Consider the following 23,767-nt stretch of genomic DNA (forward strand, 5'->3'; position numbering starts at 1 on the left):
CTCGTCAGCTCCTACGGCTCCTGCATTCCTGTGGGGGATCTTCTCGCGGCAATGAACCCAGTCTTCTCTCTGGTATGTACCAAGGAACTAGAAAACTCAACACTGCGGGCAATTGTTGGCGGCGGCCCAGAGGCCAAGAATCTGTGGCAGACCGGGAAAAATTCCCGGGTATAACAATAACCGCAGAGGTAGCCGTCATGAGTCATCCCGCACGTCGCCAACCCTTCGCCGTGAGCCTGCTGCTCAGTGCCATGCTGCTGTCTGGTTCGGCCCTTGCAGCCGTGACCGACCAGGAAATTCTCCAAGACCCGAACAACCCGCAACAGATCGTGACTAACGGCCTGGGGGTCCAGGGTCAACGCTACAGCCCACTCGCCACCCTCAACACCGACAACGTCAAGGACCTGAGACCGGTCTGGGCGTTTTCCTTTGGTGGTGAAAAACAGCGCGGCCAGCAAGCCCAGCCGATGATCAAGGATGGGGTGATGTACCTCACCGGTTCCTATTCGCGAGTGTTTGCCGTTGATGCGCGCACCGGCAAGAAATTGTGGCAATACGATGCGCGCCTGCCGGATGACATCCGTCCTTGCTGCGACGTGATCAACCGTGGCGTGGCTTTGTACGGCGACCTGGTGTTCTTCGGCACCCTCGACGCCAAGCTGGTGGCCCTGAACAAGGACACCGGCAAAGTGGTGTGGAGCAAGAAGGTGGCCGACCACAAGGAAGGCTACTCGATCAGTGCCGCGCCACTGGTCATCAACGGCAAACTGATCACCGGCGTGGCCGGGGGCGAGTTCGGCGTGGTCGGCCGGATCAGCGCCTACGATCCGAAGAACGGTGACCTGCTGTGGACCCGCCCGACCGTCGAAGGCCATATGGGCTACGTCTACAAGGATGGCAAAGCCATCGAGAACGGTATTTCCGGCGGCGAGGCCGGCAAGACCTGGCCGGGCGATCTCTGGAAAACCGGCGGTGCCGCGCCTTGGCTGGGCGGCTACTACGACCCGGAAACCAACCTGCTGTTGTTCGGCACCGGCAACCCGGCCCCGTGGAACTCCCACCTGCGCCCTGGCGACAACCTCTATTCGTCGTCGCGTCTGGCCCTTAACCCAGACGATGGCAGCATCAAATGGCACTTCCAGAGCACGCCTCACGACGGCTGGGATTATGACGGCGTCAATGAACTGATCTCGTTCAACTACAAAGAAGGCGGCAAGGACATCAAGGCGGCAGCGACCGCGGACCGTAACGGTTTCTTCTACGTGCTCGACCGCACCAACGGCAAGTTCATCCGCGGCTTCCCGTTTGTCGACAAGATCACCTGGGCCACTGGCCTGGACAAGGATGGGCGGCCGATCTACAACGACGCCAGCCGTCCGGGGGCACCGGGCAGCGAAGCCAAGGGCAGTTCGGTGTTTGTTGCACCGGCCTTCCTCGGCGCGAAAAACTGGATGCCGATGGCGTACAACCAGGACACCGGGTTGTTCTACGTGCCGTCCAACGAGTGGGGCATGGACATCTGGAACGAAGACATCGCCTACAAAAAAGGTGCGGCGTTCCTCGGGGCCGGTTTCACCATCAAGCCGCTGAACGAGGATTACATCGGCGTGCTGCGGGCCATCGACCCCAAGACCGGCAAGGAAGTCTGGCGCCACAAGAACTACGCGCCGCTGTGGGGTGGGGTCCTGACCACCAAGGGCAACCTGGTGTTCACCGGCACGCCTGAAGGCTTCCTGCAGGCATTTAACGCCAAGACCGGGGAAAAGGTCTGGGAATTCCAGACCGGCTCCGGCGTGCTCGGTTCACCCATCACTTGGGAAATGGATGGCGAGCAATACGTCTCCGTGCTTTCCGGCTGGGGCGGCGCGGTGCCGCTGTGGGGCGGGGAGGTGGCCAAGCGCGTGAAGGACTTCAACCAGGGCGGCATGCTCTGGACCTTCAAGTTGCCGAAGGACTTGGTGGCCAAGCGCTAATAAACAATGAGCCGGGCGTTGCCCTGGTGGCGACTGCTCTGTGGGAGCAAGACTTGCTCGCGATGCAGTCGCCTCGGTTTCCTGGAAGACCGCATCGCCTTCATCGCGGGCAAGCCTCGCTCCCACAGACGTTTCGCCAAATACCCTCGTCCCAATGCTTGAAATCTACGACCAAATAACGAGAGTCCCCCTGCCAACGACGCATTCGTCCGGCAGGCGGGGCTCTCTACCATCGGCCTATCGCCTGTCCTGTGACAGGCATCGACCAGGCAGAGGCCCCATCATGATCTATGCACAACCCGGAACCCCAGGCGCCGTCGTTTCCTTCAAACCGCGCTATGGCAATTTCATCGGTGGCGAATTTGTCGCGCCGGTCAACGGCGAGTACTTCACCAATTCCTCCCCGGTCAATGGCGAGGTCATTGCCGAATTCCCGCGTTCCAGCGCCGCCGACATCGACAAGGCCCTGGATGCCGCCCATGCCGCAGCCGACGCCTGGGGCAAGACCTCGGTCCAGGACCGTTCCCTGGTGCTGTTGAAAATCGCCGACCGCATCGAGCAGAACCTGGAAATACTCGCTGTCAGCGAAACCTGGGACAACGGCAAGGCCGTGCGTGAAACCCTCAATGCCGACGTGCCGCTGGCGGCCGACCATTTCCGTTATTTCGCCGGCTGTATCCGCGCCCAAGAGGGTGGGGCGGCCGAGATCAACGAACTGACCACGGCCTATCATTTCCACGAACCGCTGGGCGTGGTCGGGCAGATCATCCCGTGGAACTTCCCGCTGCTGATGGCCGCCTGGAAACTCGCCCCGGCCCTGGCCGCTGGTAACTGCATCGTGCTCAAGCCGGCTGAACAGACGCCGCTGTCGATCATGGTCTTCATCGAGCTGGTCGCCGACCTGCTGCCGCCCGGCGTGCTGAATATCGTCCATGGTTTCGGTCGCGAAGCCGGTGAAGCCCTGGCCACCAGCAAACGCATCGCCAAGATCGCCTTCACCGGTTCCACCCCGGTGGGCTCGCACATCATGAAATGCGCCGCCGAGAACATCATCCCGTCCACCGTGGAACTGGGCGGCAAGTCGCCGAACATCTTCTTCGAAGACATCATGCAGGCCGAGCCGGCCTTCATCGAGAAAGCCGCCGAAGGCCTGGTGTTGGCGTTCTTCAACCAGGGCGAAGTCTGCACTTGCCCATCTCGCGCCCTGGTGCAAGAGTCGATCTACGTGCCGTTCATGGCCGAGGTGATGAAAAAGATCGCCAAGATCAAGCGTGGCAACCCGCTGGACACCGACACCATGGTCGGCGCCCAGGCGTCCGAGCAGCAATTTGACAAGATCCTCTCGTACCTTGAAATTGCCCAGCAAGAGGGCGCCGAGCTGCTCACCGGCGGTGCTGCCGAACGACTCGAGGGGGATTTGTCGAGCGGTTATTACATCCAACCGACCCTGCTCAAGGGCCACAATAAAATGCGCGTGTTCCAGGAAGAGATCTTCGGCCCGGTAGTGGGTGTGACCACCTTCAAGGACGAAGCCGAAGCCCTGGCGATCGCCAACGACACCGAGTTCGGCCTCGGCGCTGGCCTGTGGACCCGCGACATCAACCGCGCCTACCGTATGGGCCGGGCGATTAAGGCCGGTCGCGTGTGGACCAACTGCTACCACCTGTACCCGGCGCACGCTGCGTTCGGTGGCTACAAGAAGTCCGGCGTGGGACGTGAAACCCACAAGATGATGCTCGACCACTACCAGCAGACCAAGAACCTGCTGGTGAGCTACGACATCAATCCGCTGGGGTTCTTCTAACCCTGAAAAGAGCAAACAGAGCCCTGTAGGAGCTGGCGAAGCCTGCGATCTTTTGATCTTTTGATCTTTTGATCTTTCGCTTGAGATTCAAGTGTATTGGGAAAGATCGCAGCCTCGTTGCACTCGACAGCTCCTACACAGCTCCTACACAGCTCCTACACAGCTCCTACACAGCTCCTACACAGCTCCTATATGGCTCCTACATGGCTTGGCGCGAGCAAGTGTTCCTCGCCATAGGTGCTCGCTTCTCCAGTAGTACCAACGCACCCCATCCACCGCTTCGAAAGTAGCATTCGAGCCCCTGGCGTGGCGTGCATTAATGACCTTGCCGGAATCGCCCGGTACAAGAAGAGGAAAGACCCATGTGGACTAAACCCGCGTACACCGACCTGCGTATTGGCTTTGAAGTGACGATGTACTTCGCCAACCGATGAGTGCCGGCCCGGTCTGATGCGTTCAGGCCGGGCTACCCATTGGTCTGATTGCAATCACGGTGGGATGCTTTAGGCTCAAGGTATTCCAAGACAATAACAACAGGCTTCCCGATGAGCCACGTACCTGAAAAGATGAGCCTCAGCCCGCTGCGCAAGTTCGTTTCCCCTGAAATCATGTTCGGTGCCGGTTGTCGGCACAATGTCGGCAATTACGCCAAGACCTTCGGTGCACGCAAGGTGCTGATCGTCACCGATCCCGGGGTCATCGCCGCCGGTTGGGTGGCGGACGTCGAAGCCAGTCTCCAGGCCCAAGGCATCGAGTACTGTGTCTACAGCGCGGTCTCGCCCAATCCTCGGGTCGAAGAAGTGATGCTCGGCGCCGACCTTTACCGGGAAAACCATTGCGATGTCATCGTCGCGGTGGGCGGTGGCAGCCCCATGGACTGCGGCAAAGGCATCGGTATTGTCGTTGCCCACGGCCGCAACATCCTCGAGTTCGAAGGCGTCGACACCCTGCACGTACCCAGCCCGCCGCTGATCCTGATTCCCACCACGGCGGGGACGTCGGCTGACGTGTCGCAATTTGTGATCATCTCCAACCAGCAAGAGCGGATGAAATTCTCCATTGTCAGCAAGGCGGCGGTGCCGGACGTCTCGTTGATCGATCCGGAAACCACCCTGAGCATGGACCCGTTCCTGTCCGCCTGTACCGGCATCGACGCCCTGGTGCACGCCATCGAGGCGTTCGTGTCCACCGGTCATGGCCCGTTGACTGACCCTCATGCGCTCGAAGCGATGCGCCTGATCAACGGCAACCTGGTGCAAATGATCGCCAACCCGGCGGACGTCGCCCTGCGGGAAAAAATCATGCTGGGCAGCATGCAGGCCGGGCTGGCGTTCTCCAACGCAATCCTTGGGGCCGTGCACGCGATGTCCCACAGCCTGGGCGGCTTCCTCGATTTGCCCCATGGCTTGTGCAACGCGGTACTGGTGGAGCATGTGGTGGCGTTCAACTACAACTCGGCTCCGGACCGTTTCAAGGTGATTGCCGAAACGCTGGGCATCGATTGCCGGGGGCTCAACCACCGGCAGGTCCGCACTCGGCTGGTGGAGCACTTGATTGCCCTCAAGCACACCATCGGTTTTCACGAGACCCTGGGCCTGCACGGCGTGAGCACCTCGGACATTCCGTTCCTGTCGCAGCATGCGATGCACGACCCGTGCATCCTCACCAATCCTCGGGAGTCGAGCCAGCGGGATGTCGAGGTCGTCTATGGCGAAGCCCTCTGACGAGCAGCAAAAAGCCCTGGCCGGGCTGCTGGGACTGGGCAATCACTCAACGCGCAAGAGTCACTATCCGGAACTGGCCGCGCGCCTCGATGAGCTGGAGCAGGCTCGGCAGCACCTGCAACAGCTCAATGATCAATTGGAGCAGCGAGTGGCCGAGCGCACCGATGCGTTGCTGGAGGCCAACCACAACCTGCAGCAGCAGATTGTCCAGCGCGAACTGATCGAGCAACAGTTGCGCGATGCCCGGGACGCTGCCCAGGCCGCCAACCGCAGCAAGGACAAATACCTGGCTGCCGCCAGCCATGACCTGTTGCAGCCACTCAACGCGGCACGCCTGCTGATCGCCACGTTGCGTGAACGCCAGCTGCCTACCGCCGAGCATGTGCTGGTCGAACGGACCCACCAGGCGCTCGAAGGGGCCGAAGACCTGCTCACCGACCTGCTGGACATTTCCCGGCTGGACCAGGCCGCCGTCAAGCCTGACCTGGCGCCGTATCGGCTGGATGAGTTGTTGGGGCCGCTGGTTTCAGAGTTTCAATCGGTGGCTGGCGCCGCGGGGTTGGAACTGCGGGTGCGGTTTGGCGACGAAACCGTGCTGACCGACCTGCGATTGATCAGCCGTATCCTGCGCAACCTACTGAGCAATGCCTGCCGCTATACCGCTCAGGGCGGTATTCTCCTGGCGGCCCGGCGTCGGGGAGGGCGCTTGAGCATCGAGGTCTGGGACACGGGGCGTGGCATCGCGGCCGATTGCCTGGAGTCGATTTTCCTCGAATTCAACCAGCTCGACGTCGGCCGGGCGGCGGATCGCAAGGGGGTGGGCCTGGGGCTGGCGATTGTCGAACGTATCGCCCATATCCTCGGTTACCGGGTCCAGGTGCGTTCTCGGCTGGGACGCGGCTCGGTGTTCAGTATCGAGGTGCCGCTGTCCAGCGAAAAACTCCTACCGGTGTCGCAGGTCCCAGTACAGGCGGTCGCCGGCAACCCGCTGCCGGGGCGGCGTTTGTTGGTGATCGATAATGAACTGAGCATCTTGCAAAGCATGGCGGCGTTGTTGGGGCAGTGGGGCTGCGAAGTCTTGACCGCCACCGACGAAGCGGGCGCCCTTGATGTGCTGCAAGGGCGTGCGCCTGAGCTGATCCTGGCGGATTTTCACCTGGATCACGGGGTTGTGGGGTGTGAAGTGGTCAGGCATCTGCGCGAGCATTTCCGCCAGGCGATCCCGGCGGTGATCATCACCGCCGACCGCAGCGACCAATGCCGCCGCGCCTTGCGCAAGCTGGATGCACCGCTGCTCAACAAGCCGGTTAAGCCTGGCAAGTTGCGGGCGGTGGTGAGTCAGATGCTCGGGTAGGTTGGTGCCGTAGATACTCGGCAGCTCCTACACAGATCACACGAATCAGTTGCGAGAGCCGGCAAATATGCCTTCATTGGGTCGGCGTTTTTGCCAGGAATGTAAAAAGACGCTTCGGTCTGTTTATTTCCTTATGTAAACTCCCCCCGCTGCGACAATCGGGCACGGCCACGTCTGGCCCGATGCACACCGTTTGCAGCGTCCCTCACCCCAGCTGAAGCCAAGACCTACAAGAAGTCAGCGCCGGAGAGACATAAACGAGAGGCCGACGTATTGCTCGGCCCTGTAGGTCCGTCCTCCTATCCGTCTCGATCCCCATCTTGCTGGCATTGCCGCTGTGTATGTGGTCCATCCTTGAGCAGGACAGGTGGACGGAATGGCGTTCATCCTAGGGATACACACATGTTGAAGAAAACACACACGGCGCTACTGGGCCTGGCGATGGCGATGGGTCTTGCGACCACGCACGCCGCCGAGCCAAAAAAAGTGGACGTCTTGCTCATTGGTGGGGGCATCATGAGCTCGACACTCGGCGTCTGGCTCAATGAGCTGGAGCCGGGCTGGACCATGGAAATGGTCGAGCGCCTGGACGGTGTTGCCGAGGAGAGTTCCAACGGTTGGAACAATGCCGGTACCGGTCACTCTGCGTTGGCTGAGCTGAACTACACGCCGGAAGACAAGAACGGCAAGGTCGAGATCGGCAAGGCTATCGAGATCAACGAAGCTTTCCAGATATCCCGTCAGTTCTGGGCCTGGCAGGTCAAAAACGGTGTGCTGAAGAACCCGCGCTCGTTCATCAACTCCACGCCGCACATGAGCTTCGTATGGGGTGATGACAACATCGCGTTCCTGAAGAAGCGCTACGAAGCCCTCCAGGCCAGCCCGTTGTTCGCCGGTATGCAGTATTCCGAAGATCGCGAGCAGATCAGCAAGTGGGTTCCGCTGATGATGCAAGGGCGTGACCCGAGCCAGAAAGTTGCGGCCACTTGGAGTCCACTGGGCACTGACGTGAACTTCGGCGAAATCACGCGCCAATTCGCGGCTTACCTGCAAACCAAGCCGAATTTCTCCCTCAAGCTGTCCAGCGAAGTGGAAGAAATCACCCGCAACGAAGACGGCACCTGGCGCGTTTCGTACAAGAATCTGAAGGACGGTACTGAAACCGAAACCGACGCCAAGTTCGTGTTCATCGGCGCCGGCGGTGGTGCCTTGCACCTGCTGCAGAAGTCTGACATCTCGCAAGCGCGTGAATACGCAGGTTTCCCGGTGGGTGGTTCGTTCCTGGTCACTGAAAACCCGACCGTCGCCCAGCTGCATATGGCGAAGGCGTATGGCAAGGCTTCGGTGGGCGCTCCGCCGATGTCGGTTCCGCACCTGGACACCCGCGTGCTCGATGGCAAGCGCGTGATCCTGTTTGGCCCGTTCGCAACCTTCTCCACCAAGTTCCTGAAAAACGGTTCGTACTTCGACCTGTTGACCAGCACCACCACCCACAACGTGTGGCCAATGACCAAGGTCGGTATCGAACAGTACCCATTGGTCGAGTACCTGGCTGGTCAACTGATGCTGTCGGATGAAGATCGCTTCAACGCCCTGAAAGAGTACTTCCCGGAGGCCAAGCAGGAAGACTGGCGCCTGTGGCAGGCTGGCCAGCGCGTGCAGATCATCAAGCGTGACGAAGAGAAGGGCGGCGTGCTGAAACTCGGCACCGAAGTGGTCGCGTCCCAGGACGGTAGCATCGCTGGCCTGCTGGGGGCCTCGCCAGGCGCCTCGACGGCGGCACCGATCATGTTGAGCGTGCTTGAGAAGGTCTTCAAGGACCAGGTTGCCAGCCCGGCCTGGCAGGAAAAACTGCGTCAGATCGTGCCGAGCTACGGCACCAAGCTCAACGAAAGCCCTGAGCGTGTCGCCCAGGAATGGGCGTACACCAGCGAGGCCCTGCAACTGAATCCGCCACCGGCAATCGGCAAGCCAGGCGCTGCCGTGGTACCGGCCAAGCCGGCCGCCGCCTCGGAAGCGAATCCAGCGGCTGACATGGCGCTGTAAACCGGACGCTGTCTGGTGAGGTACAAGAACGCTGCGCATTGAGCGTATTGCTGTTCACTTAAAGAAACGGCGCTTTTTCCGAGGGAGGGGAAGGCGCCGTTTTCTTTGGTGTTGGTGTTGGGTTGGGTACATATCCTTTGCTGCGGTAACGGCGACTTAGGGTTGCGCCCTGACGGCGGCTCACTTTTGAAGAGCCCGGAAGCCGGCCCAGTCAAAAGTCGGCAAAACGCTTTTGCCCCACCACTCGGCACCTCGCTTAGGCTTGGTGTGCCAGAACGAAGGCATTGCTCCGTGGGCCCACCGCACAATACCTGCGTTCGGCCATCGGGGTTAACGGGGCGCCCCAGATCAAGATCAAAAGCGAGGCGGCCTGACAGACGACCTGGTTCTCCCGGTCGTACACCTCATCAGATCTGTGGGAGCGAGCCTACTCGCGATAGCGGTGGCCCGGCCACCGCGCTATTGAGTGCCAAACATCGCCGTCCAATAGATCCCGGCATCGCTTTTCGGATCGGTCGCGTACCCGGCGCCCAATTCGCGGAACCGCGGGTTCATCAAGTTGGCACAGTGCCCCGGGCTGGCCAGCCAGCCGTCCACCACCTTAAGCGCGGTGTCTTGTCCGGCGGCGATGTTCTCGCCGATCAATTGGCCCAGATAGCCAGCCAGTTCGGCGCGGTCGCCCGGCATGCGGTTGTCGCGGTCCTTGTGGTCGAAGAAATTGTTGTTGGCCATGGCCCGGGTGTGAGTGACGGCGGCCAGGGCCAGGCTGGTGTTCCAGGCCAGCGGCGTGGTGGCGGCGAAGGCTTCGGTGCCACAGCGACGCGGCTGGGCACGGGCGCTGTTGATCAGCTTCAGCAGCTTCTGGCCCTCGGCTTGCCAGTCACCCAGGCGCGCCGACAACAGTGGACGCGCCAGCACGATGCGCCATTCGCGTCCCAGGCGGCTGACGCCGATGTCGATGAACTGCGGGTCGAGTACAACCTGGCAGAAGCTTTCCTGGACGGCTTTCATGGCCGATTGCGCATCGCGTGGCCCGGACAGGCTGATGGCCTGCACGTTGACCATTGGATAGGCCGCCTGCGCCAGCGCCTGCTGCAGGTCGCCGATGCCATTGGCCGACAGGATCAGTCGGGAATCCATCGCCAGCGGTGGCAACTCCAGCGAGGCCTGGCCGGCACAGCTTTGGGACTGGCTACGGTAAAGGTTGATGGACTCGACCAGTTGCGTCTCTTCGGTGGCCGTGGCACTGGTGGCGAACACCAGGCCCAGCGACAACACGACAAGACCCATGACGGATGAAATGGCACGCATGTAAATCTCCCTTGAGCGGACGGCGCCTATGATGCGCAATTTTTGCCCCGCTGGGGCAACGGTATTCACGCTCTCTTGAAATCCCTTGGAACGGTACCGCTGGGTAGCGTTCGGGATGATCCTCAAATAGTGGGATCAACTTTGAGGCGAATAAGTCCATTTCCGTCGTTTCAAGGCCATAAAATCGCAGATTATCAGCTCATCCAGCTCCCGCCATCGACGTTATAGGTCTGTGCCACCACATACTCGCCCTCCGCCGAGGCGAGGAAAATCGCCATCCCGGTGAGGTCCTCCGCTGTCCCCATCCGGCCATAGGGCACCTGTTGCCCGACCTGGCGCTTCTTCTCCCCCAACGGCAGGTTTTCGTGGCGGGCGAACAGCGCGTCCACGCCATCCCAATGCTCGCCATCCACCACGCCAGGGGCGATGGCGTTGACGTTGATCCGATGCTTGATCAAATCCAGCCCGGCGGACTGGGTCAGGCTGATCACCGCTGCCTTGGTGGCGCAATAGACGCCGACCAGCGCTTCACCGCGCCGACCGGCCTGGCTGGCCATGTTGATGATCCGCCCGCCATGGCCCTGGCGGATCATCTGCCGCGCCGCCGCTTGTAGGGTGAACAGCGTGCCGGCGACGTTGATGGAAAACAGCCGCTCGTAGCTCTGGCGGGTGATTTCCACGATGGGGGCCAGATCGAACAGCGCGGCGTTGTTGATCAGGATATCCAGCTTGCCCACCCGGGCCACCACGGCCTCGATGGCCTGGTCGATCGAAGCCTGGTCCGTCACGTCCATTTTGACCGCGTAGGCGCTGTCGCCCAGTTCGGCGGCGGTGGTCTGGGCCCGCTCCAGGTCGATATCGGCGATCGCCACCGTGGCACCCTCGTTGATATAGGCCAGGGCGAACGTCCTGCCGATACCACGGGCGGCGCCGGTCACCAGGGCACTTTTTCCTTCCAATCGTTTCATGGCTTGCTCCTTTTAGAGTAGAAATCAATGCGGTTCGTCGCCAATGGCAAGCCGATTACAGCAGCGCCCGTGGACGCCGACAAACGCAGGGAGGATCGTGCGCTGATGCTTTTTTAACGCCCTTGAGTGCAACAGATCCGGGTTAAAAAAGTATCAGTGGCCGGTCAGCCCGAGGCTGGCGAACCGCCGCGCACTCGGCGTAAGGTGCCCGCTATAACGATAAAAGAGGCGCGACATGCCTGAACACCGAACGCCCCTGTTCGAGCAGCGACCCGCCGAACTGGAAGTCATCCTGCCTGAGCCCGAACACAGTTTTCGCTGGTACGAGCATGACTACCCGTACCCGATGGCGCGCTGGAACCATCACCCTGAATTTGAAATCCACCTGATCCGCCAGGGCTGCGGCAAACTGCTGGCGGGCGACTACATCGGCCCGTTTGGCCCTGGCCATGTGGCGATGATTGGCCCGCACTTGCCCCACGACTGGATGGGCGACCTGGCACCGGGCGAGCACCTGCCCGGGCGTGACGTGGTCTTGCAATTCGATGGTGCCACGCTGCTGACCTTGCGCCGAACTCTGCCCGAGCTGGGGGATCTGCAGGGCCTGTTCGAACGCGCCCGCCGTGGCCTGGTCTTCGGCGGCGACACCGCACGGCAGGCTGCGCAGCTGCTGGAAGCCATCGGCCCGGCCCAGGGCCTGGCGCGATTGGCGCTGTTCCTGGAGCTGCTTCACACCCTCAACCAAGCCCCTGGCGACGAGGCCTTGAACCTGGCAAGCCCTTGCTACGCGCCGACCCTCGATGCGCGCAGCTCCGAGCGCATCCATAAAGCTTTCGAATACCTGCAAGCCGAGCTCACTGGCGACCTGCGCCTGTCGGTGATCGCCCGCCAATTGGACATGAGCGAGCCGGGCTTCTCGCGGTTTTTCAAGCGCATCACCGGGCACGGCTTCATCGACCTGATGCGCAAGCTGCGGGTCCAGCGCGCCTGTCGCTTGCTGTTGCAGAGCGAAATGCCCGTAACCGATATCTGTTTTGAAGTGGGCTACAACAACCTCTCCAACTTCAACCGGCATTTTCGGATAGAGATGAACCAGACCCCCAGCGAGTACCGGCGGGGCGCTTTTTCCCCCGCTTGATGGAGGCTGTCATGTTGCGCATCGTGGATCAGCAAGCCAGCGCATTCCTGCGCCAGCGGATGGAAAAGCCCGGTTGTGCCTTCGATTTCCTGGTGCTTGTGCCTGAGGCGAGTGATGCGGCTGATGAGGTGCTTCATCGTCAGGCTGTGGACCCGCGCTATACCGAGGCTGCGCCCCCCACCATGGATTGGGATTTGAGCAAGACCGTCGCCACGCCACTGGACCGTACTGGCGGCGAGCACGACGGATTGAGTTGCAGACCTTGCCGTCACCCAGGAACTAATGTGGTAGACCTCAGGTTCGGGGGTTAGTCCGGGACACCCCGTTGATGCTTCTTCAACCGATACGCGAACTGTGCCCGGCTCAGCCCCAATGAGCGTGCGGCCGCAGCCAGGTTACCGCCGCTCAGTTGCAGGGCCTCGTTGATCAGCCGTGACTCCAGGCCGTCAATGGAGAAGTCCGACTCCAGTTGGCTGAGGGACTGGAGCAGCGCCGGTTTTTCCGCGGCGTCGTTAGCGGCCAGGCCCATCGGTGAGAGACCACCGTGGAGGTCCACGGAATACGCATCCAGCGGTAGTTGCTCATTACGAAACAGGTGGACCAGGTCAATCGCCTGGCCTTCTTCGCTGGCGATCAGGCCGCGCTCGATGAGGTTCTGCAATTCGCGCACGTTACCCGGAAAGTCATAGCGCAGCAGGACCTTCAAGGCGCGCATGGTCAGGCCCATCGGGGTGCGGCCGTATTCCTGGCAAAAACGCTTGAGGAAGGCATTGATCAGCAACGGTATGTCATCGCGACGCTCGCGCAAGGGCGGCAGGGCAATGGGGTAGACGTTGAGCCGATAGAACAGGTCTTCACGGAACGTACCGTCGGCCACGGCCTTGCGCAGGTCGATGTTGGTGGCCGCCACGACTCGCACATCGACCTTGATGCCGTGACCACCACCGACCCGTTCGATTTCCCGCTCCTGCAAGGCGCGCAGTAACTTGCTTTGCCCGGCCAGGCTCAGGCAGGTGATCTCATCCAGGAACAACGTGCCGCCATGGGCTCGCTCGAAACGACCTGGGCGTGAATGGGTAGCCCCGGTATAGGCACCACGTTCGACGCCAAACAGTTCGGCCTCGATCAGGTTGTCGGGGATGGCCGCGCAGTTGAGGGCGATAAACGGACCATCGCATCGGCGACTCAGTTGATGCAACTGGCGGGCGAACATCTCCTTGCCGACGCCGGATTCGCCGCTGACCAGTACGGTGGCGGGGGTCAAGGCCACCCGTTGCAAGGCCTGGGTCGCGGCGTTGAAGGCGGCGCTGGCACCAATCAGCGGCTGTTCGCTGCCCGGCAGCGGGGCGGTTCCGGCAACATTGTCGCACTGGCTGTCGGTACGCGTGGCGACCGCTGGCGGTGAGGCGTTGAGGTAATTCAGGTCCTGCTCGACATCACCCCATTGCTCGGCGGTCTTGCCGACGACTCGGCAGCGTTCGTGCCCCATGCCTCGGCATTCCACTTCGCGGAAGATCACCAGTTGCCCGAACAGCCCGCTGACGAAACCGATGGCGTAGCCCAGTTCGGTCCAGCACACCGGATCCTGTCCGGTGCCATAGGCGGCGACATGCTCGTCGGCCTCACAGGAGTGGTGCCAGAGAAATTCCCCTTCATAGAACCCCGAGTCGGCATCGAACTTGAAATGCAGCGGCTCGACCTTGGTCATGCCTTCAAGGGTGTGCAAATGCGTGCCAGCACGAAATACCGCCGCGGCATCGGCGTGGGGCCAGCGTTCGCGAATCAGCCGGGCGTCCCGGGCACCGGAGGAGTAGCCGGTGCGGGTGAGCATGCCACGGGCCTGTTCCAGCCCCTGGCGCTCGATGATTTCCCGGCGCAACGCACCGAAGGATGAGCTGTGCAGCAGTAACATGCGCTGGTCGTTGAGCCAGATACGGCCGTCGTCAGGGGAGAAAAACAGGCACGCGGTGAGCTCGGCCGTTGTGGGCGAACTGCTGTCGGTCAGCTCGTTGCTGTCACCCCGTGGACGGAAGTGCTCGGTGGCGATCTGGTGATCCGGCAACTGGCAGTGGGGATTATTCATTGTTATGCCCCTGATGGCGGGTGATCGAAATGATCATCTGGCGAGATAGTTATTAAGCATAACTTTATCAAATGAACAAGCGGCAGCTGGCCAACGGCCACGTCGCCAGAGGCTCCATGAATCTCGTGTGCGACGCAGAACATTGATCCAGAGCCCTGCGTCAGGTTTATCAACGTGCGCGGGCAAAACCGGCACAGCGCTTGCTCAAGCACTTACACGGCGTTTGCGTCGGTACCTTCCAGGTGCGGCAAACGATGACAACAACAAAGAGCCGGGAGTGTTAAATGTCTGCATCCAAAAGCCACCTGTTGTCCCAGGTGATCGAGTCGGAATGTGTCTTCAACGGTGACTGGGTGCCTGCGTCGGGGCCGCTGCAATCGATCATTGAGCCGGCCACCGGTGAGCGGCTGATGCGCAGCGCCACGGCCGACTCCGCCGACATTGCCAAGGCCAGCCGCGACGCCGCCCTGGCGCAGCCGGCGTGGGCGGCGCTGGGCCCGCGGCAACGCGCGGCGATCTTCCGCAAGGCCGCTGATGCGGCCGAGCAGGCCTTTGAAGAGTTGGCGCTGTACGTGGCCCGGGAGACCGGCGCCGCGCTGTTCAAGGGCCAACACGAAGTGCGCGAAGCCATCGTCCTGTTGCATCAGGCTGCCGGCCTGCTGTCCCAGGCCCATGGGGTGGTCCTGCCCAGCGAGGCGGGGCGCCTGTCTTATGCGCGGCGCCAGCCCCATGGCGTGGTCGGCGTGATTTCGCCCTTCAACTTTCCCCTGGTGCTGTCCATGCGCTCCGTCGCGCCAGCCCTGGCGGCGGGCAATGCGGTGGTGCTCAAGCCGGATCCGCAGACCCCGGTGAGCGGTGGTTTCCTCATTGCTCGGTTGTTCGAGGTAGCGGGGCTGCCCAAGGGCTTGTTGCAAGTGTTGCCCGGTGCGGCCGATGCCGGTGAGGCGCTGTGCCGTGACCCTAACGTGCGCATGATCGCCTTCACCGGTTCCACCGGCGCTGGGCGCAAGGTTGCTGAGGTGGCCGGGCGCAACCTGAAGAAGGTCGCGCTGGAGTTGGGTGGCAAGAACCCGCTGATCATTCTTGAAGACGCCGACCTCGACCTCGCCGCCCGTAACGCGGCCTGGGGCGCCTGGCTGCACCAAGGGCAGATTTGCATGGCCACCGGGTTGATCCTCGCCCATGAATCCATCGCCGAAGAACTGACCCGCAAACTGGTGGAAAAGGCCCGGGCCTTGAGCGTAGGCAACGCCGCCCAGGGCGAAGCCGCGTTGGGGCCGCTGATCAATCAGCGACAGCTGAAACGGGTGCACGACATCGTCAGCGACTCCGTGCGCGCCGGCGCCCGGCTGGAGGCAGGCGGCGAGCACGATCGGCTGTTTTACCAGGCCACCGTGCTCAGCGGCGTGAAACCGGGCATGCGGGCCTTCGACGAGGAGGTCTTCGGGCCCGTGGCGACGGTGGTCAGCTTCGCCACCGATGATGAAGCCGTCGAGTTGGCCAACCGCACCGAGTACGGTTTGGCGGCGGCGATCATTTCGCCGTCGGTGGGTCGGGCCATGGCCATCGGTGAGCGATTGCAGTGCGGCATGTTGCACATCAATGACCAGACCGTCGCCGATGACTGCGTCAACCCGTTCGGCGGACGCGGCGCCTCGGGCAATGGCGGCAGTGTCGGCGGCCCGGCGGATTGGGACGAATACACCCAATGGCAGTGGGTGACGGTCAAGGACAAGGCGCCGGTCTATCCCTTCTGACAGGCAGGTTTTACAGGGCCCGATGAGCTGATGGCCCGGCGAGTACACAAAAATAATAAGAGGACTCAACATGAAACTCGACAACAAGATTGTGCTGGTAACCGGTGTCTCGTCAGGCATTGGCGCTGCCACGGCGAGCCTGCTGCGCACTCATGGCGCCCACGTGATTGGCGTCGACCTCAAGGCGCCGCACATGACCCTGGACGGTTTTGTGCAGGGCGATTTGAGTAGCGCCGAAAACATCGAACGGCTGCTGCCACAGCTGCCCGCACGGCTCGACAGCCTGTGCAATATCGCCGGGGTGCCGGGCACCGCAAACCCGCAACTGCTGGCGCGGGTCAACTACCTTGGGTTACGCCACTTGAGCCGTGCGCTGCTGCCGCGCATCAACGCGGGCGGCAGCATCGTCAATATCGCCTCGATCCTTGGCGCCGAGTGGCCGTTGCGCCTGGAACAGCACAAGGCGCTGGCGCGCATCGAAGATTTTGCCGCCGCGCAAGCCTGGCTGGCCGACCACCCGGTGCCGGACCAGACCTGCTACCAGTACTTCAAGGAAGCCTTGATCGTCTGGAACTATCTGCAGGCCCAACCGTGGTTTCTTGAGCATTCGGTGCGTATGAACAGTGTCGCGCCCGGCCCGGTTTTCACGCCCATCCTCGACGACTTCGTGAGCATGCTCGGCGAGGCCCGGACCCAGGCCGATGCCCATCGCATGAAACGTCCCGCTTACGCCGATGAGGTGGCGGCAGTGATCGCTTTCCTGTGTGCCGACGAGTCGCGCTGGATCAACGGCGTCAACCTGCCGGTCGATGGTGGATTAGCCTCCACTTACATCTGAAGGTGCACCCGTAGACAGCGGTGAAAGCCACTACCCGAGCGTGTTGGCTGCAAAGCCATACCAAAAATAACAATAATGAGAAGCGTCCATGGATAACCTCAAAGATTGCTTTGGTTTCAAGCATTGCGCCCTGTTCCTGGCGTTATGCAGCACCGGTGTGATGGTCGAAAGAGTCCAGGCCATGCAAATAGACCTGGGTGACTCCGACTGGAAACTGCGCTGGGACAACACCATCAAGTACAGCCAGGCCTGGCGTCTGCAGGGACAGGACAGCCGCTTGGTCAATGCGCCAACGGCCAACGGCCTGTACCCCTCGATCCAAAGCCAGGGCGATAAGAACTTCAGCCGGGGCCTGGTCTCCAACCGCCTGGACCTGTTTTCCGAAATGGACTTGAGTCGGAAAAACTATGGGCTGCGCGTGAGCGGCGCCGCCTGGTACGACGATATCTACAACCAGGACACCGACAGCAGCGAGCAAACGCACTTCCTCAGTGAAACCCGCAAGCTTCACGGTCGCGACGCGGAAATTCTCGATGCCTTCGTGTTCTTGCGCGGGGAGCTCGGTGAAGACTCCCAGGGCGTGGTGCGCGTGGGCCGACACAGCCTGATCTATGGGGAAAGCCTGTTCTACGGTGGCAACGGCATTGCCAATGCCCAGGGCCCGACCGACGTCGTCAAGCTGCTCAGCGTGCCGGGGACTCAGTTCAAGGAGATTCTGCGCCCGGTCAATCAGATCTCCGGGCAGTTGCAGATCAGCCCGCAACTGTCGGTGGGCGCTTACTATCAGTTTGAGTGGGAACGTTCCAATCTGCCCGGCGCCGGCAGCTACCTGAGTGATGTCGATGCCATCGGCTACGGCAGTGGCCCTCTGCGCGAAGTGTTTGGCAATGACACGGTCAATGGCGGCGATTTGAAGCCGCGCAATTCGGGGCAGGGCGGCATGCAGATCCGTTTCAAACCGAGCGGCACTGAGTTGGAGCTGGGTTTCTACGCAGCTCAGTATCACGATAAAGCGCCGATTGGGTTGTACGCGTACCTGGACGGTGCGGCGGCGGCTGCCACCGGGTTGCCCATCCTGGGTTCCTATCGTCAGGTCTATGCCGAAGACATCAAGACCGCCGGCGTCAGCTTCTCCACAGCCTACGGTCCGTTCAACTTTGCCGGTGAAACGTCGGTGCGCTGGAACGCACCGCTGGTGAGTAATCTGCAAGTAGTGACCCCCGGCATGGCGGCCGATGGCGGCGACAATGAGTTGTTCGCCAGGGGCAAGACCGCCCACGCCAACCTGTCGGCGATCTACCTGTTATCACCCACCGCGTTCTGGGACGGCGGATCGGCCCTCGCCGAACTGGCCTGGAACCGCACCCTGAGCGTGACCAAGAACGCTGCCGCGCTGGACTCCAATACCACCCGCGATGCCACCGCGCTGCGGGTATTGATAGAGCCGGCGTACTTCCAGATTGTCGACGGAATCGACCTGACCGTGCCGATCGGCATGGGGGTAGTGCTCGATGGACGCTCATCGGCGGTTAACAAATCCGGCTTTGGCAACACCCATTCCGGCGACTGGAGTGTCGGGCTCAAAGCCACCTATCTGCAACGCTGGGATGTCGGCCTCAATTACGTGAACTTCTTCGGCGCACCGAAAGCCGGGCTGCGCGAGGACGGCAATTTCAGTTATGGACAGTCGTTGGCCGATCGCGACTTCGTCTCGCTCTACGTGAAAACCTCATTCTAATAAGGTGGATTCGCCATGCAGAACACAGCATTTTTGAACACATGCGTCCTGACCCTGGCCCTTGCTGGCATGGGGCTGGCGCAGGCGGCGGTGTCGCCTGAGCAGGCCGCGCGCTTGAAAACCGATCTGACCCCCCTGGGTGGCGAGCGCGCCGGCAATGCCGATGGCAGTATCCCGGCTTGGCAGGGCGGTTATACCCAGGTCACGCCCGGCTATAAACCGGGTGATAAACGTGCCGATCCATTCGCCGGCGAGAAACCGCTGTATTCGATCAACGCCGCCAACATGGAGCAGTACGCCAGCGAATTGGCCGAAGGTAGCAAGCTACTGCTCAAGAAATACCCGGACTATCGCCTGGACGTTTACCCGACTCATCGCTCGGCCGCCGCGCCGCAATGGGTGTATGACAACACCAGCAAGAACGCCACCCGCGCCACACTGGACGTGGACAGCGAGAAAGTCTCCAACGCCTATGGCGGTATCCCGTTCCCGATCCCGGAAAACGGTGCCCAAGTGCTGTGGAATTACCGGTTGTCCTGGCAGGGTGGCGACACCATTAGCGCGCCTTTCGATACCTGGCTGATGACCGCCGGTGGCAAGAAAGTCCAGGCGACACGGGCCCAATTCTCCTATCAGTTCCCCTACTACTTCGATGGCGGCAGCCTGGAAAACTATGCTGGCAAGTACCAGGTGGGCAAGCTGTTGACTGAGTTGCCGTCATCCAAGGCCGGCGAAGGCCTGATGACCCATTGGGACATGGACCCGGCCAAACGGGCGGCCTGGCAATATCTGGTCGGCCAGCGCCGGGTTCGCCGAGCGCCAAACATTGCCTATGACACGCCGGACTTCGTGACCTCCGGCGTCGGCCTGTTCGACGAAGCGTTCATGCTGTTCGGGCCTACCGATCGCTATGACCTCAAGCTGGTGGGCAAGAAAGAGCTGATCGTCGGCTACAACAATAACCGCGCCGCACTGGCCAAGAGCGACGACCTGGTCAAGGCGAACTTCCTCAATCCTGAGCTGGTGCGCTGGGAGAAGCATCGGGTCTGGGTGGTCGAGGCCACGCTCAAATCCGGCAAACGCCATGTCGTGCCGCGCCGGACCTACTACGTCGACGAAGACTCTTGGCAGATCCTGATGGCCGACGGTTATGACGCTCAGGGCAAGCTCGGCCGGCAGATGTATTCGCTGACGCTGCTGGCGCCGGATATGCCGGTCCTCACTGCACAGGTCATGTGGGGCAGCTACAACCTCGACACCGGGGCCTACTTCCTCAACGCATCGAGCAATGACCTGGCGGTTCAGTACCAGAAGATCGCGAGACCTTCGGCGTCCTATTTCACGCCGGATGCCATGGCCAACGAAAACATGCGTTGAACCTGTGGCGACCGTGGCGAGGAGGAGGTTTGCTGCGGTCGCTTACGATTTTCCAGGCGGAATAACGATATGAACGTTGAAAAATTCTTTGCGCGTCGCAGTCCGTTATGGGGTGTTTGCGCCTTGGTGGGGAGCCTGTTGGCGAGCGTGCCTTTGCTTGCACAGACCGCGACATTGGCAGTGCTACAACAGCCGGCATTACTGACCGCCAAGGCCCCGCGCTCGGTGTTGCTCGGGCTGGCCCGGGCCGGCGAGCGCCTGGTGGCGGTCGGTGAGCGCGGGGTCGTGCTGCTCTCCGATGACGCTGGCGTCAATTGGCGCCAGGCCAGGGTGCCGGTCAGCGTCAGCCTGACGGCGGTGCAATTCGTCGATGCCGAGCAGGGCTGGGCGGTCGGTCACCTGGGTGTGGTGCTGCACACCCAGGACGGCGGGGAAACCTGGCAAAAGCAACTCGACGGTGAGCGTGCCATCGCCCTGGCGGTGCAGCTCGCTGAACGCGATGCCAATCAACCGGGCGGTGCCAGCCAGTTGGTGCAGGCACGGCGCATGCTCGATGACGGACCGGATAAACCGTTTCTCGACCTGTACTTCAGTGACCGCCTGCACGGCTACGTTGTTGGCGCCTACAACCAGATCTACCGTACCGACGATGGCGGGCGAAGCTGGCAGCCGTGGATGCAGCATGTGGACAATCCGCAGGGCTTGAACCTGTATGGCATCCGCGCCTTGGGTAACGATCTGTGGCTGGTGGGGGAGCGCGGTCTGTTGTTGCGTTCGACCGACGCCGGGCAGTCATTCCAGGCCTTGAAGTCACCGTATGAGGGCAGCTTCTTCGGCCTGCTCGGCACCCGTGATGGGGCGTTGGTGATCTATGGCTTGCGCGGAAACGCCTGGTGGTCCGGTGATCGTGGCAACCGTTGGCGACGCCTTGATACCGGTCTCGAATCGACACTGACGAGCGCCCTCCAACTGCGCGACGGCAGCCTGCTGTTGGCCAGCCAAAGTGGTGAGCTTCTATTCAGTCATGACCAGGGGCGCAGCTTTGACAAGCGTCGCAGCCGCAGTGGCGGGACCGTCGCTGCCGTGCAACAGGCGGTCGACGGCAGCCTGACCAGTGTCGGTTTGACCGGTGTGGCCGCCGACCAGGATCCGCGGGTCTCCGGTCAACCTTGAAATTTCACGGTGTAGCGCTATCGGGCCACGGCTCGTGCAACAGGAGTCAAACTTGAAAGACGACAGAATCCAAACCGTGATCGGCCGCCAGGAAGACTTTGACCGGGCGTCAGGCAACTTCGCTGAGCGGGCGATCTTCAACCATCGACCGCTGGTGATCTTGCTGTGTCTGTTGGTGACGTTGGTGCTCGGTTGGCAAGCCACGCGCATCGGCATCAATGCCAGCTACGAGAAGACCATCCCCACGGGGCATCCCTACGTCGCCAACTTCCTGGAGAATCGCAAGGAACTGAGCGGCCTGGGCAACTCGCTGCGCATCGCCGTGGAGGTCAAGCAGGGGAGCATTTTCACCAAGGACTACCTCGACACCCTGGCCAGGCTCAACGACGAGGTCTATCTGCTGCCGGGCGTCGACCGTCCCTACATGAAATCATTATGGACGCCGACCACGCGCTGGACCGCCGTGACCGAAGACGGGCTCGACGGCGGCACGGTGATCCCCGATGACTACGATGGCTCGGCCACCAGCCTCGAGCAGGTGCGGACCAATGTGGCCCGCTCCGGGGAAGTCGGCCAATTGGTCGCCGGCAACTTCAAGTCCAGCGTGATCTTCGTGCCATTGCTGGAGATCAATCCGCAGACGGGCAAGGCGCTGGACTATGGCGAGTTTTCCCGGCAATTGGAGGCGCTGCGAGACAAGTACCAGACCGATGACCTGCGGATTCATGTCACCGGCTTTACCAAGATCGTCGGCGACCTGATCGAGGGAATGACCCAGGTACTGCTGTTCTTCGTGGTGGCGGTACTGGTGACGGTATTGGTGCTGTTCGGTTACACCCGTTGCGCGCGAAGCACCTTGGTGGTGGTGATCTGTTCACTGGCGGCGGTGCTTTGGCAACTGGGGTTGCTAGCCTTGCTTGGTTATGAGCTGGATCCCTACTCGGCATTGGTGCCGTTCCTGGTGTTCGCCATTGGCATGAGCCATGGCGCGCAGAAGATGAATGGCATCATGCAGGACATCGGCCGTGGCACCCACCGGGTGGTTGCCGCGCGCTATACCTTCCGCCGACTGTTCGCCGCCGGTATCACCGCTCTGCTCTGCGATGCGGTGGGCTTCGCGGTGTTGCTGCTGATCAACATTCGAGTGATCCAGGACTTGGCAATCACCGCCAGTCTCGGGGTGGCGGTGTTGATTTTCACCAACCTGATTCTGCTGCCGATCCTGCTCAGCTATATCGGCGTCAGCCCGGCGGCGGCGCAACGCAGCCTGAGTTCGGAAACCACCGAACAGCAGGCGCAGATCAAGCATCCCCTGTGGCGTGTACTCGATTTGTTCACCCAGCGACGCTGGGCCACGGGCGCCATGTTGACTGGGTTGCTGTTGGCCGCGTTTGGTTTTGCCGTGAGCCTGCACCTGAAAATCGGCGACCTGGACCCCGGTGCTCCAGAGTTGCGTGCCGACTCGCGCTACAACCGCGATGCGTTGTTCATGACCCAGAACTATGCGGCCAGCTCGGATATTTTCGTGGTCATGATCAAGACCTCCGAGGATCAATGCACCCGTTACGCCAGCTTGTCCGCGGTAGACGCGCTGGCCTGGCAACTGGAGCAATTGCCCGGCGTGGAATCGACCACCTCTATGGCGGCGCTGAGCAAGATCGCCACGGTCGGTTATAACGAAGGTAACTTCAAATGGTATGAACTGATCCCCAATGATGGCGCACTGGGTGCCGTGCAAACCCGCGCCCCGCGAGAACTGTTCAATCAGGGCTGTTCGATGTTGTCGCTGTACGTGTACCTGGCCGATCACAAGGCTGACACCTTGAATCGGGTGGTGGAGGCCAGTGAACACTTTATCGCAGGGCACCAGATGCCAGAGGTCAAGTTCATGCTGGCGGCCGGTAGCGCGGGGATCGAAGCGGCGACCAATATCGTGGTCAAGAAGTCCATGCGCGAGATGCTGTTCTGGGTCTACGGGGCGGTCAGTCTGCTGTGCTTGCTGACCTTCCGCAGCTGGCGCGCAACCCTGTGCGCGATGCTGCCGCTGATGCTCACCTCGATCCTGTGCGAGGCGCTGATGGTGGGGCTGGGCATGGGGGTGAAAGTCGCGACACTGCCGGTCATCGCACTGGGCGTGGGCATCGGGGTCGATTATGCGCTCTATGTGTTGAGCGTGATCCTGGCGCGAATGCGTGCCGGCGACACCCTGGCCCAGGCGTATTACCAGGCGCTTCTGTTCACGGGAAAGGTGGTGTTGTTGACGGGTATGACATTGGCGGTGGCGGTGTCGACCTGGGCGTTTTCGCCGATCAAGTTTCAGGCTGACATGGGGATTTTGCTGGCCTTCATGTTTCTGGTGAATATGCTGGGGGCCTTGATTCTGCTGCCGGCCTTGGCCTGGTTGTTGCTGCCCCAGAGGGTGTTTTTAAAAAAGCCTGAGTTGAGTCGACGGGAGCGGTGGGTTCGGGGGTGAGGGGAGCTTT

General features: G+C 61.5%; 17 protein-coding genes. 14 read left to right on the forward strand and 3 right to left on the reverse strand.

Features of this window, described 5'->3' with window-relative positions:
- Positions 1-197: 197 nt before the first annotated feature.
- The 6 genes from AACY31_RS06585 to mqo all read left to right on the forward strand — a co-directional run bounded on the left by AACY31_RS06585 (position 198) and on the right by mqo (position 8,901).
- The gene (locus tag AACY31_RS06585) at positions 198-1,973 is read left to right on the forward strand and encodes a PQQ-dependent methanol/ethanol family dehydrogenase (RefSeq protein ID WP_339479259.1); all 1,776 of its coding nucleotides are present in this window, start codon (positions 198-200) and stop codon (positions 1,971-1,973) included.
- Between the two features lie 283 nt (positions 1,974-2,256).
- Positions 2,257-3,777 (forward strand): acetaldehyde dehydrogenase ExaC, encoded by a 1,521-nt coding sequence (gene exaC, locus AACY31_RS06590; RefSeq protein WP_339479260.1) that lies wholly within the window; start codon positions 2,257-2,259, stop codon positions 3,775-3,777.
- Positions 3,778-4,139: 362 nt separating this feature from the next.
- Positions 4,140-4,211: a pyrroloquinoline quinone precursor peptide PqqA gene (pqqA, locus tag AACY31_RS06595; RefSeq protein ID WP_003243383.1), complete on the forward strand. Its 72-nt coding sequence runs from the start codon at positions 4,140-4,142 to the stop codon at positions 4,209-4,211.
- A 132-nt stretch (positions 4,212-4,343) separates the two neighbouring features.
- Positions 4,344-5,501 carry an alcohol dehydrogenase-like regulatory protein ErcA gene (gene ercA / locus AACY31_RS06600; protein ID WP_339479449.1) on the forward strand — a complete coding sequence of 386 codons (1,158 nt, stop codon included), beginning with the start codon at positions 4,344-4,346 and terminating at the stop codon, positions 5,499-5,501.
- Positions 5,485-6,855, forward strand: coding sequence for a hybrid sensor histidine kinase/response regulator (locus tag AACY31_RS06605; RefSeq protein WP_339479261.1), 1,371 nt, complete (start codon positions 5,485-5,487; stop codon positions 6,853-6,855). The genes ercA and AACY31_RS06605 overlap by 17 nt, the downstream gene beginning before the upstream one ends.
- 402 nt (positions 6,856-7,257) lie before the next feature.
- Entirely contained in the window at positions 7,258-8,901 is a 1,644-nt protein-coding gene (mqo, locus tag AACY31_RS06610; protein WP_339479263.1) for a malate dehydrogenase (quinone), read from the forward strand.
- Positions 8,902-9,360: 459 nt separating this feature from the next.
- Here mqo and AACY31_RS06615 read toward each other — a convergent pair whose 3' ends face one another.
- Together AACY31_RS06615 and AACY31_RS06620 are read right to left on the reverse strand one after the other, a co-directional pair.
- The gene (locus tag AACY31_RS06615) at positions 9,361-10,212 is read right to left on the reverse strand and encodes a CAP domain-containing protein (protein WP_339479265.1); all 852 of its coding nucleotides are present in this window, start codon (positions 10,210-10,212) and stop codon (positions 9,361-9,363) included.
- A gap of 194 nt (positions 10,213-10,406) precedes the next feature.
- Positions 10,407-11,180: an L-iditol 2-dehydrogenase gene (locus tag AACY31_RS06620; protein WP_339479267.1), complete on the reverse strand. Its 774-nt coding sequence runs from the start codon at positions 11,178-11,180 to the stop codon at positions 10,407-10,409.
- A 235-nt stretch (positions 11,181-11,415) separates the two neighbouring features.
- Between AACY31_RS06620 and AACY31_RS06625 the strand changes: the two genes are divergently transcribed.
- Together AACY31_RS06625 and AACY31_RS06630 are read left to right on the forward strand one after the other, a co-directional pair.
- Complete coding sequence (locus tag AACY31_RS06625; RefSeq protein WP_339479269.1) at positions 11,416-12,318, forward strand: AraC family transcriptional regulator; 903 nt, start codon at positions 11,416-11,418, stop codon at positions 12,316-12,318.
- Positions 12,319-12,329: 11 nt separating this feature from the next.
- Complete coding sequence (locus tag AACY31_RS06630) at positions 12,330-12,629, forward strand: hypothetical protein (protein WP_339479271.1); 300 nt, start codon at positions 12,330-12,332, stop codon at positions 12,627-12,629.
- Here AACY31_RS06630 and AACY31_RS06635 read toward each other — a convergent pair.
- Positions 12,626-14,401 carry a sigma 54-interacting transcriptional regulator gene (locus AACY31_RS06635; RefSeq protein WP_339479272.1) on the reverse strand — a complete coding sequence of 592 codons (1,776 nt, stop codon included), beginning with the start codon at positions 14,399-14,401 and terminating at the stop codon, positions 12,626-12,628. The two genes, AACY31_RS06630 and AACY31_RS06635, sit on opposite strands and share 4 nt — an antisense overlap.
- A gap of 284 nt (positions 14,402-14,685) precedes the next feature.
- Between AACY31_RS06635 and AACY31_RS06640 the strand changes: the two genes are divergently transcribed.
- The 6 genes from AACY31_RS06640 to AACY31_RS06665 all read left to right on the forward strand — a co-directional run bounded on the left by AACY31_RS06640 (position 14,686) and on the right by AACY31_RS06665 (position 23,757).
- Positions 14,686-16,158, forward strand: a complete 1,473-nt coding sequence (locus AACY31_RS06640; protein ID WP_339479273.1) for a benzaldehyde dehydrogenase — start codon at positions 14,686-14,688, stop codon at positions 16,156-16,158.
- 70 nt (positions 16,159-16,228) lie between these two features.
- Positions 16,229-16,996 (forward strand): coniferyl-alcohol dehydrogenase, encoded by a 768-nt coding sequence (locus AACY31_RS06645; protein WP_339504194.1) that lies wholly within the window; start codon positions 16,229-16,231, stop codon positions 16,994-16,996.
- Between the two features lie 88 nt (positions 16,997-17,084).
- Positions 17,085-18,734, forward strand: coding sequence for a DUF1302 domain-containing protein (locus AACY31_RS06650; RefSeq protein ID WP_339479277.1), 1,650 nt, complete (start codon positions 17,085-17,087; stop codon positions 18,732-18,734).
- A gap of 15 nt (positions 18,735-18,749) precedes the next feature.
- The gene (locus AACY31_RS06655) at positions 18,750-20,111 is read left to right on the forward strand and encodes a DUF1329 domain-containing protein (protein ID WP_339479278.1); all 1,362 of its coding nucleotides are present in this window, start codon (positions 18,750-18,752) and stop codon (positions 20,109-20,111) included.
- A 69-nt stretch (positions 20,112-20,180) separates the two neighbouring features.
- Positions 20,181-21,284 (forward strand): WD40/YVTN/BNR-like repeat-containing protein, encoded by a 1,104-nt coding sequence (locus tag AACY31_RS06660; RefSeq protein ID WP_339504196.1) that lies wholly within the window; start codon positions 20,181-20,183, stop codon positions 21,282-21,284.
- 52 nt (positions 21,285-21,336) lie between these two features.
- A complete protein-coding gene (locus AACY31_RS06665; RefSeq protein ID WP_339504198.1) occupies positions 21,337-23,757 on the forward strand; it encodes an efflux RND transporter permease subunit in 2,421 nt (806 codons plus the stop codon).
- The last annotated feature ends 10 nt before the right edge of the window (positions 23,758-23,767 follow it).

This window comes from Pseudomonas sp. RL_105y_Pfl2_101 (genome assembly GCF_963970585.1).
Classification (GTDB): domain Bacteria; phylum Pseudomonadota; class Gammaproteobacteria; order Pseudomonadales; family Pseudomonadaceae; genus Aquipseudomonas.

Excerpts from the sequence above, each read along its gene's own strand:
- AACY31_RS06585 (WP_339479259.1), top strand. The coding sequence starts at position 198 with ATGAGTCATCCCGCACGTCGCCAACCCTTCGCCGTGAGCCTGCTGCTC.
- exaC (WP_339479260.1), top strand. The coding sequence starts at position 2,257 with ATGATCTATGCACAACCCGGAACCCCAGGCGCCGTCGTTTCCTTCAAA.
- ercA (WP_339479449.1), top strand. The coding sequence starts at position 4,344 with ATGAGCCTCAGCCCGCTGCGCAAGTTCGTTTCCCCTGAAATCATGTTC.
- AACY31_RS06605 (WP_339479261.1), top strand. The coding sequence starts at position 5,485 with ATGGCGAAGCCCTCTGACGAGCAGCAAAAAGCCCTGGCCGGGCTGCTG.
- mqo (WP_339479263.1), top strand. The coding sequence starts at position 7,258 with ATGTTGAAGAAAACACACACGGCGCTACTGGGCCTGGCGATGGCGATG.
- AACY31_RS06615 (WP_339479265.1), bottom strand. The coding sequence starts at position 10,212 with ATGCGTGCCATTTCATCCGTCATGGGTCTTGTCGTGTTGTCGCTGGGC.
- AACY31_RS06620 (WP_339479267.1), bottom strand. The coding sequence starts at position 11,180 with ATGAAACGATTGGAAGGAAAAAGTGCCCTGGTGACCGGCGCCGCCCGT.
- AACY31_RS06625 (WP_339479269.1), top strand. The coding sequence starts at position 11,416 with ATGCCTGAACACCGAACGCCCCTGTTCGAGCAGCGACCCGCCGAACTG.
- AACY31_RS06630 (WP_339479271.1), top strand. The coding sequence starts at position 12,330 with ATGTTGCGCATCGTGGATCAGCAAGCCAGCGCATTCCTGCGCCAGCGG.
- AACY31_RS06635 (WP_339479272.1), bottom strand. The coding sequence starts at position 14,401 with ATGAATAATCCCCACTGCCAGTTGCCGGATCACCAGATCGCCACCGAG.
- AACY31_RS06640 (WP_339479273.1), top strand. The coding sequence starts at position 14,686 with ATGTCTGCATCCAAAAGCCACCTGTTGTCCCAGGTGATCGAGTCGGAA.
- AACY31_RS06645 (WP_339504194.1), top strand. The coding sequence starts at position 16,229 with ATGAAACTCGACAACAAGATTGTGCTGGTAACCGGTGTCTCGTCAGGC.
- AACY31_RS06650 (WP_339479277.1), top strand. The coding sequence starts at position 17,085 with ATGGATAACCTCAAAGATTGCTTTGGTTTCAAGCATTGCGCCCTGTTC.
- AACY31_RS06655 (WP_339479278.1), top strand. The coding sequence starts at position 18,750 with ATGCAGAACACAGCATTTTTGAACACATGCGTCCTGACCCTGGCCCTT.
- AACY31_RS06660 (WP_339504196.1), top strand. The coding sequence starts at position 20,181 with ATGAACGTTGAAAAATTCTTTGCGCGTCGCAGTCCGTTATGGGGTGTT.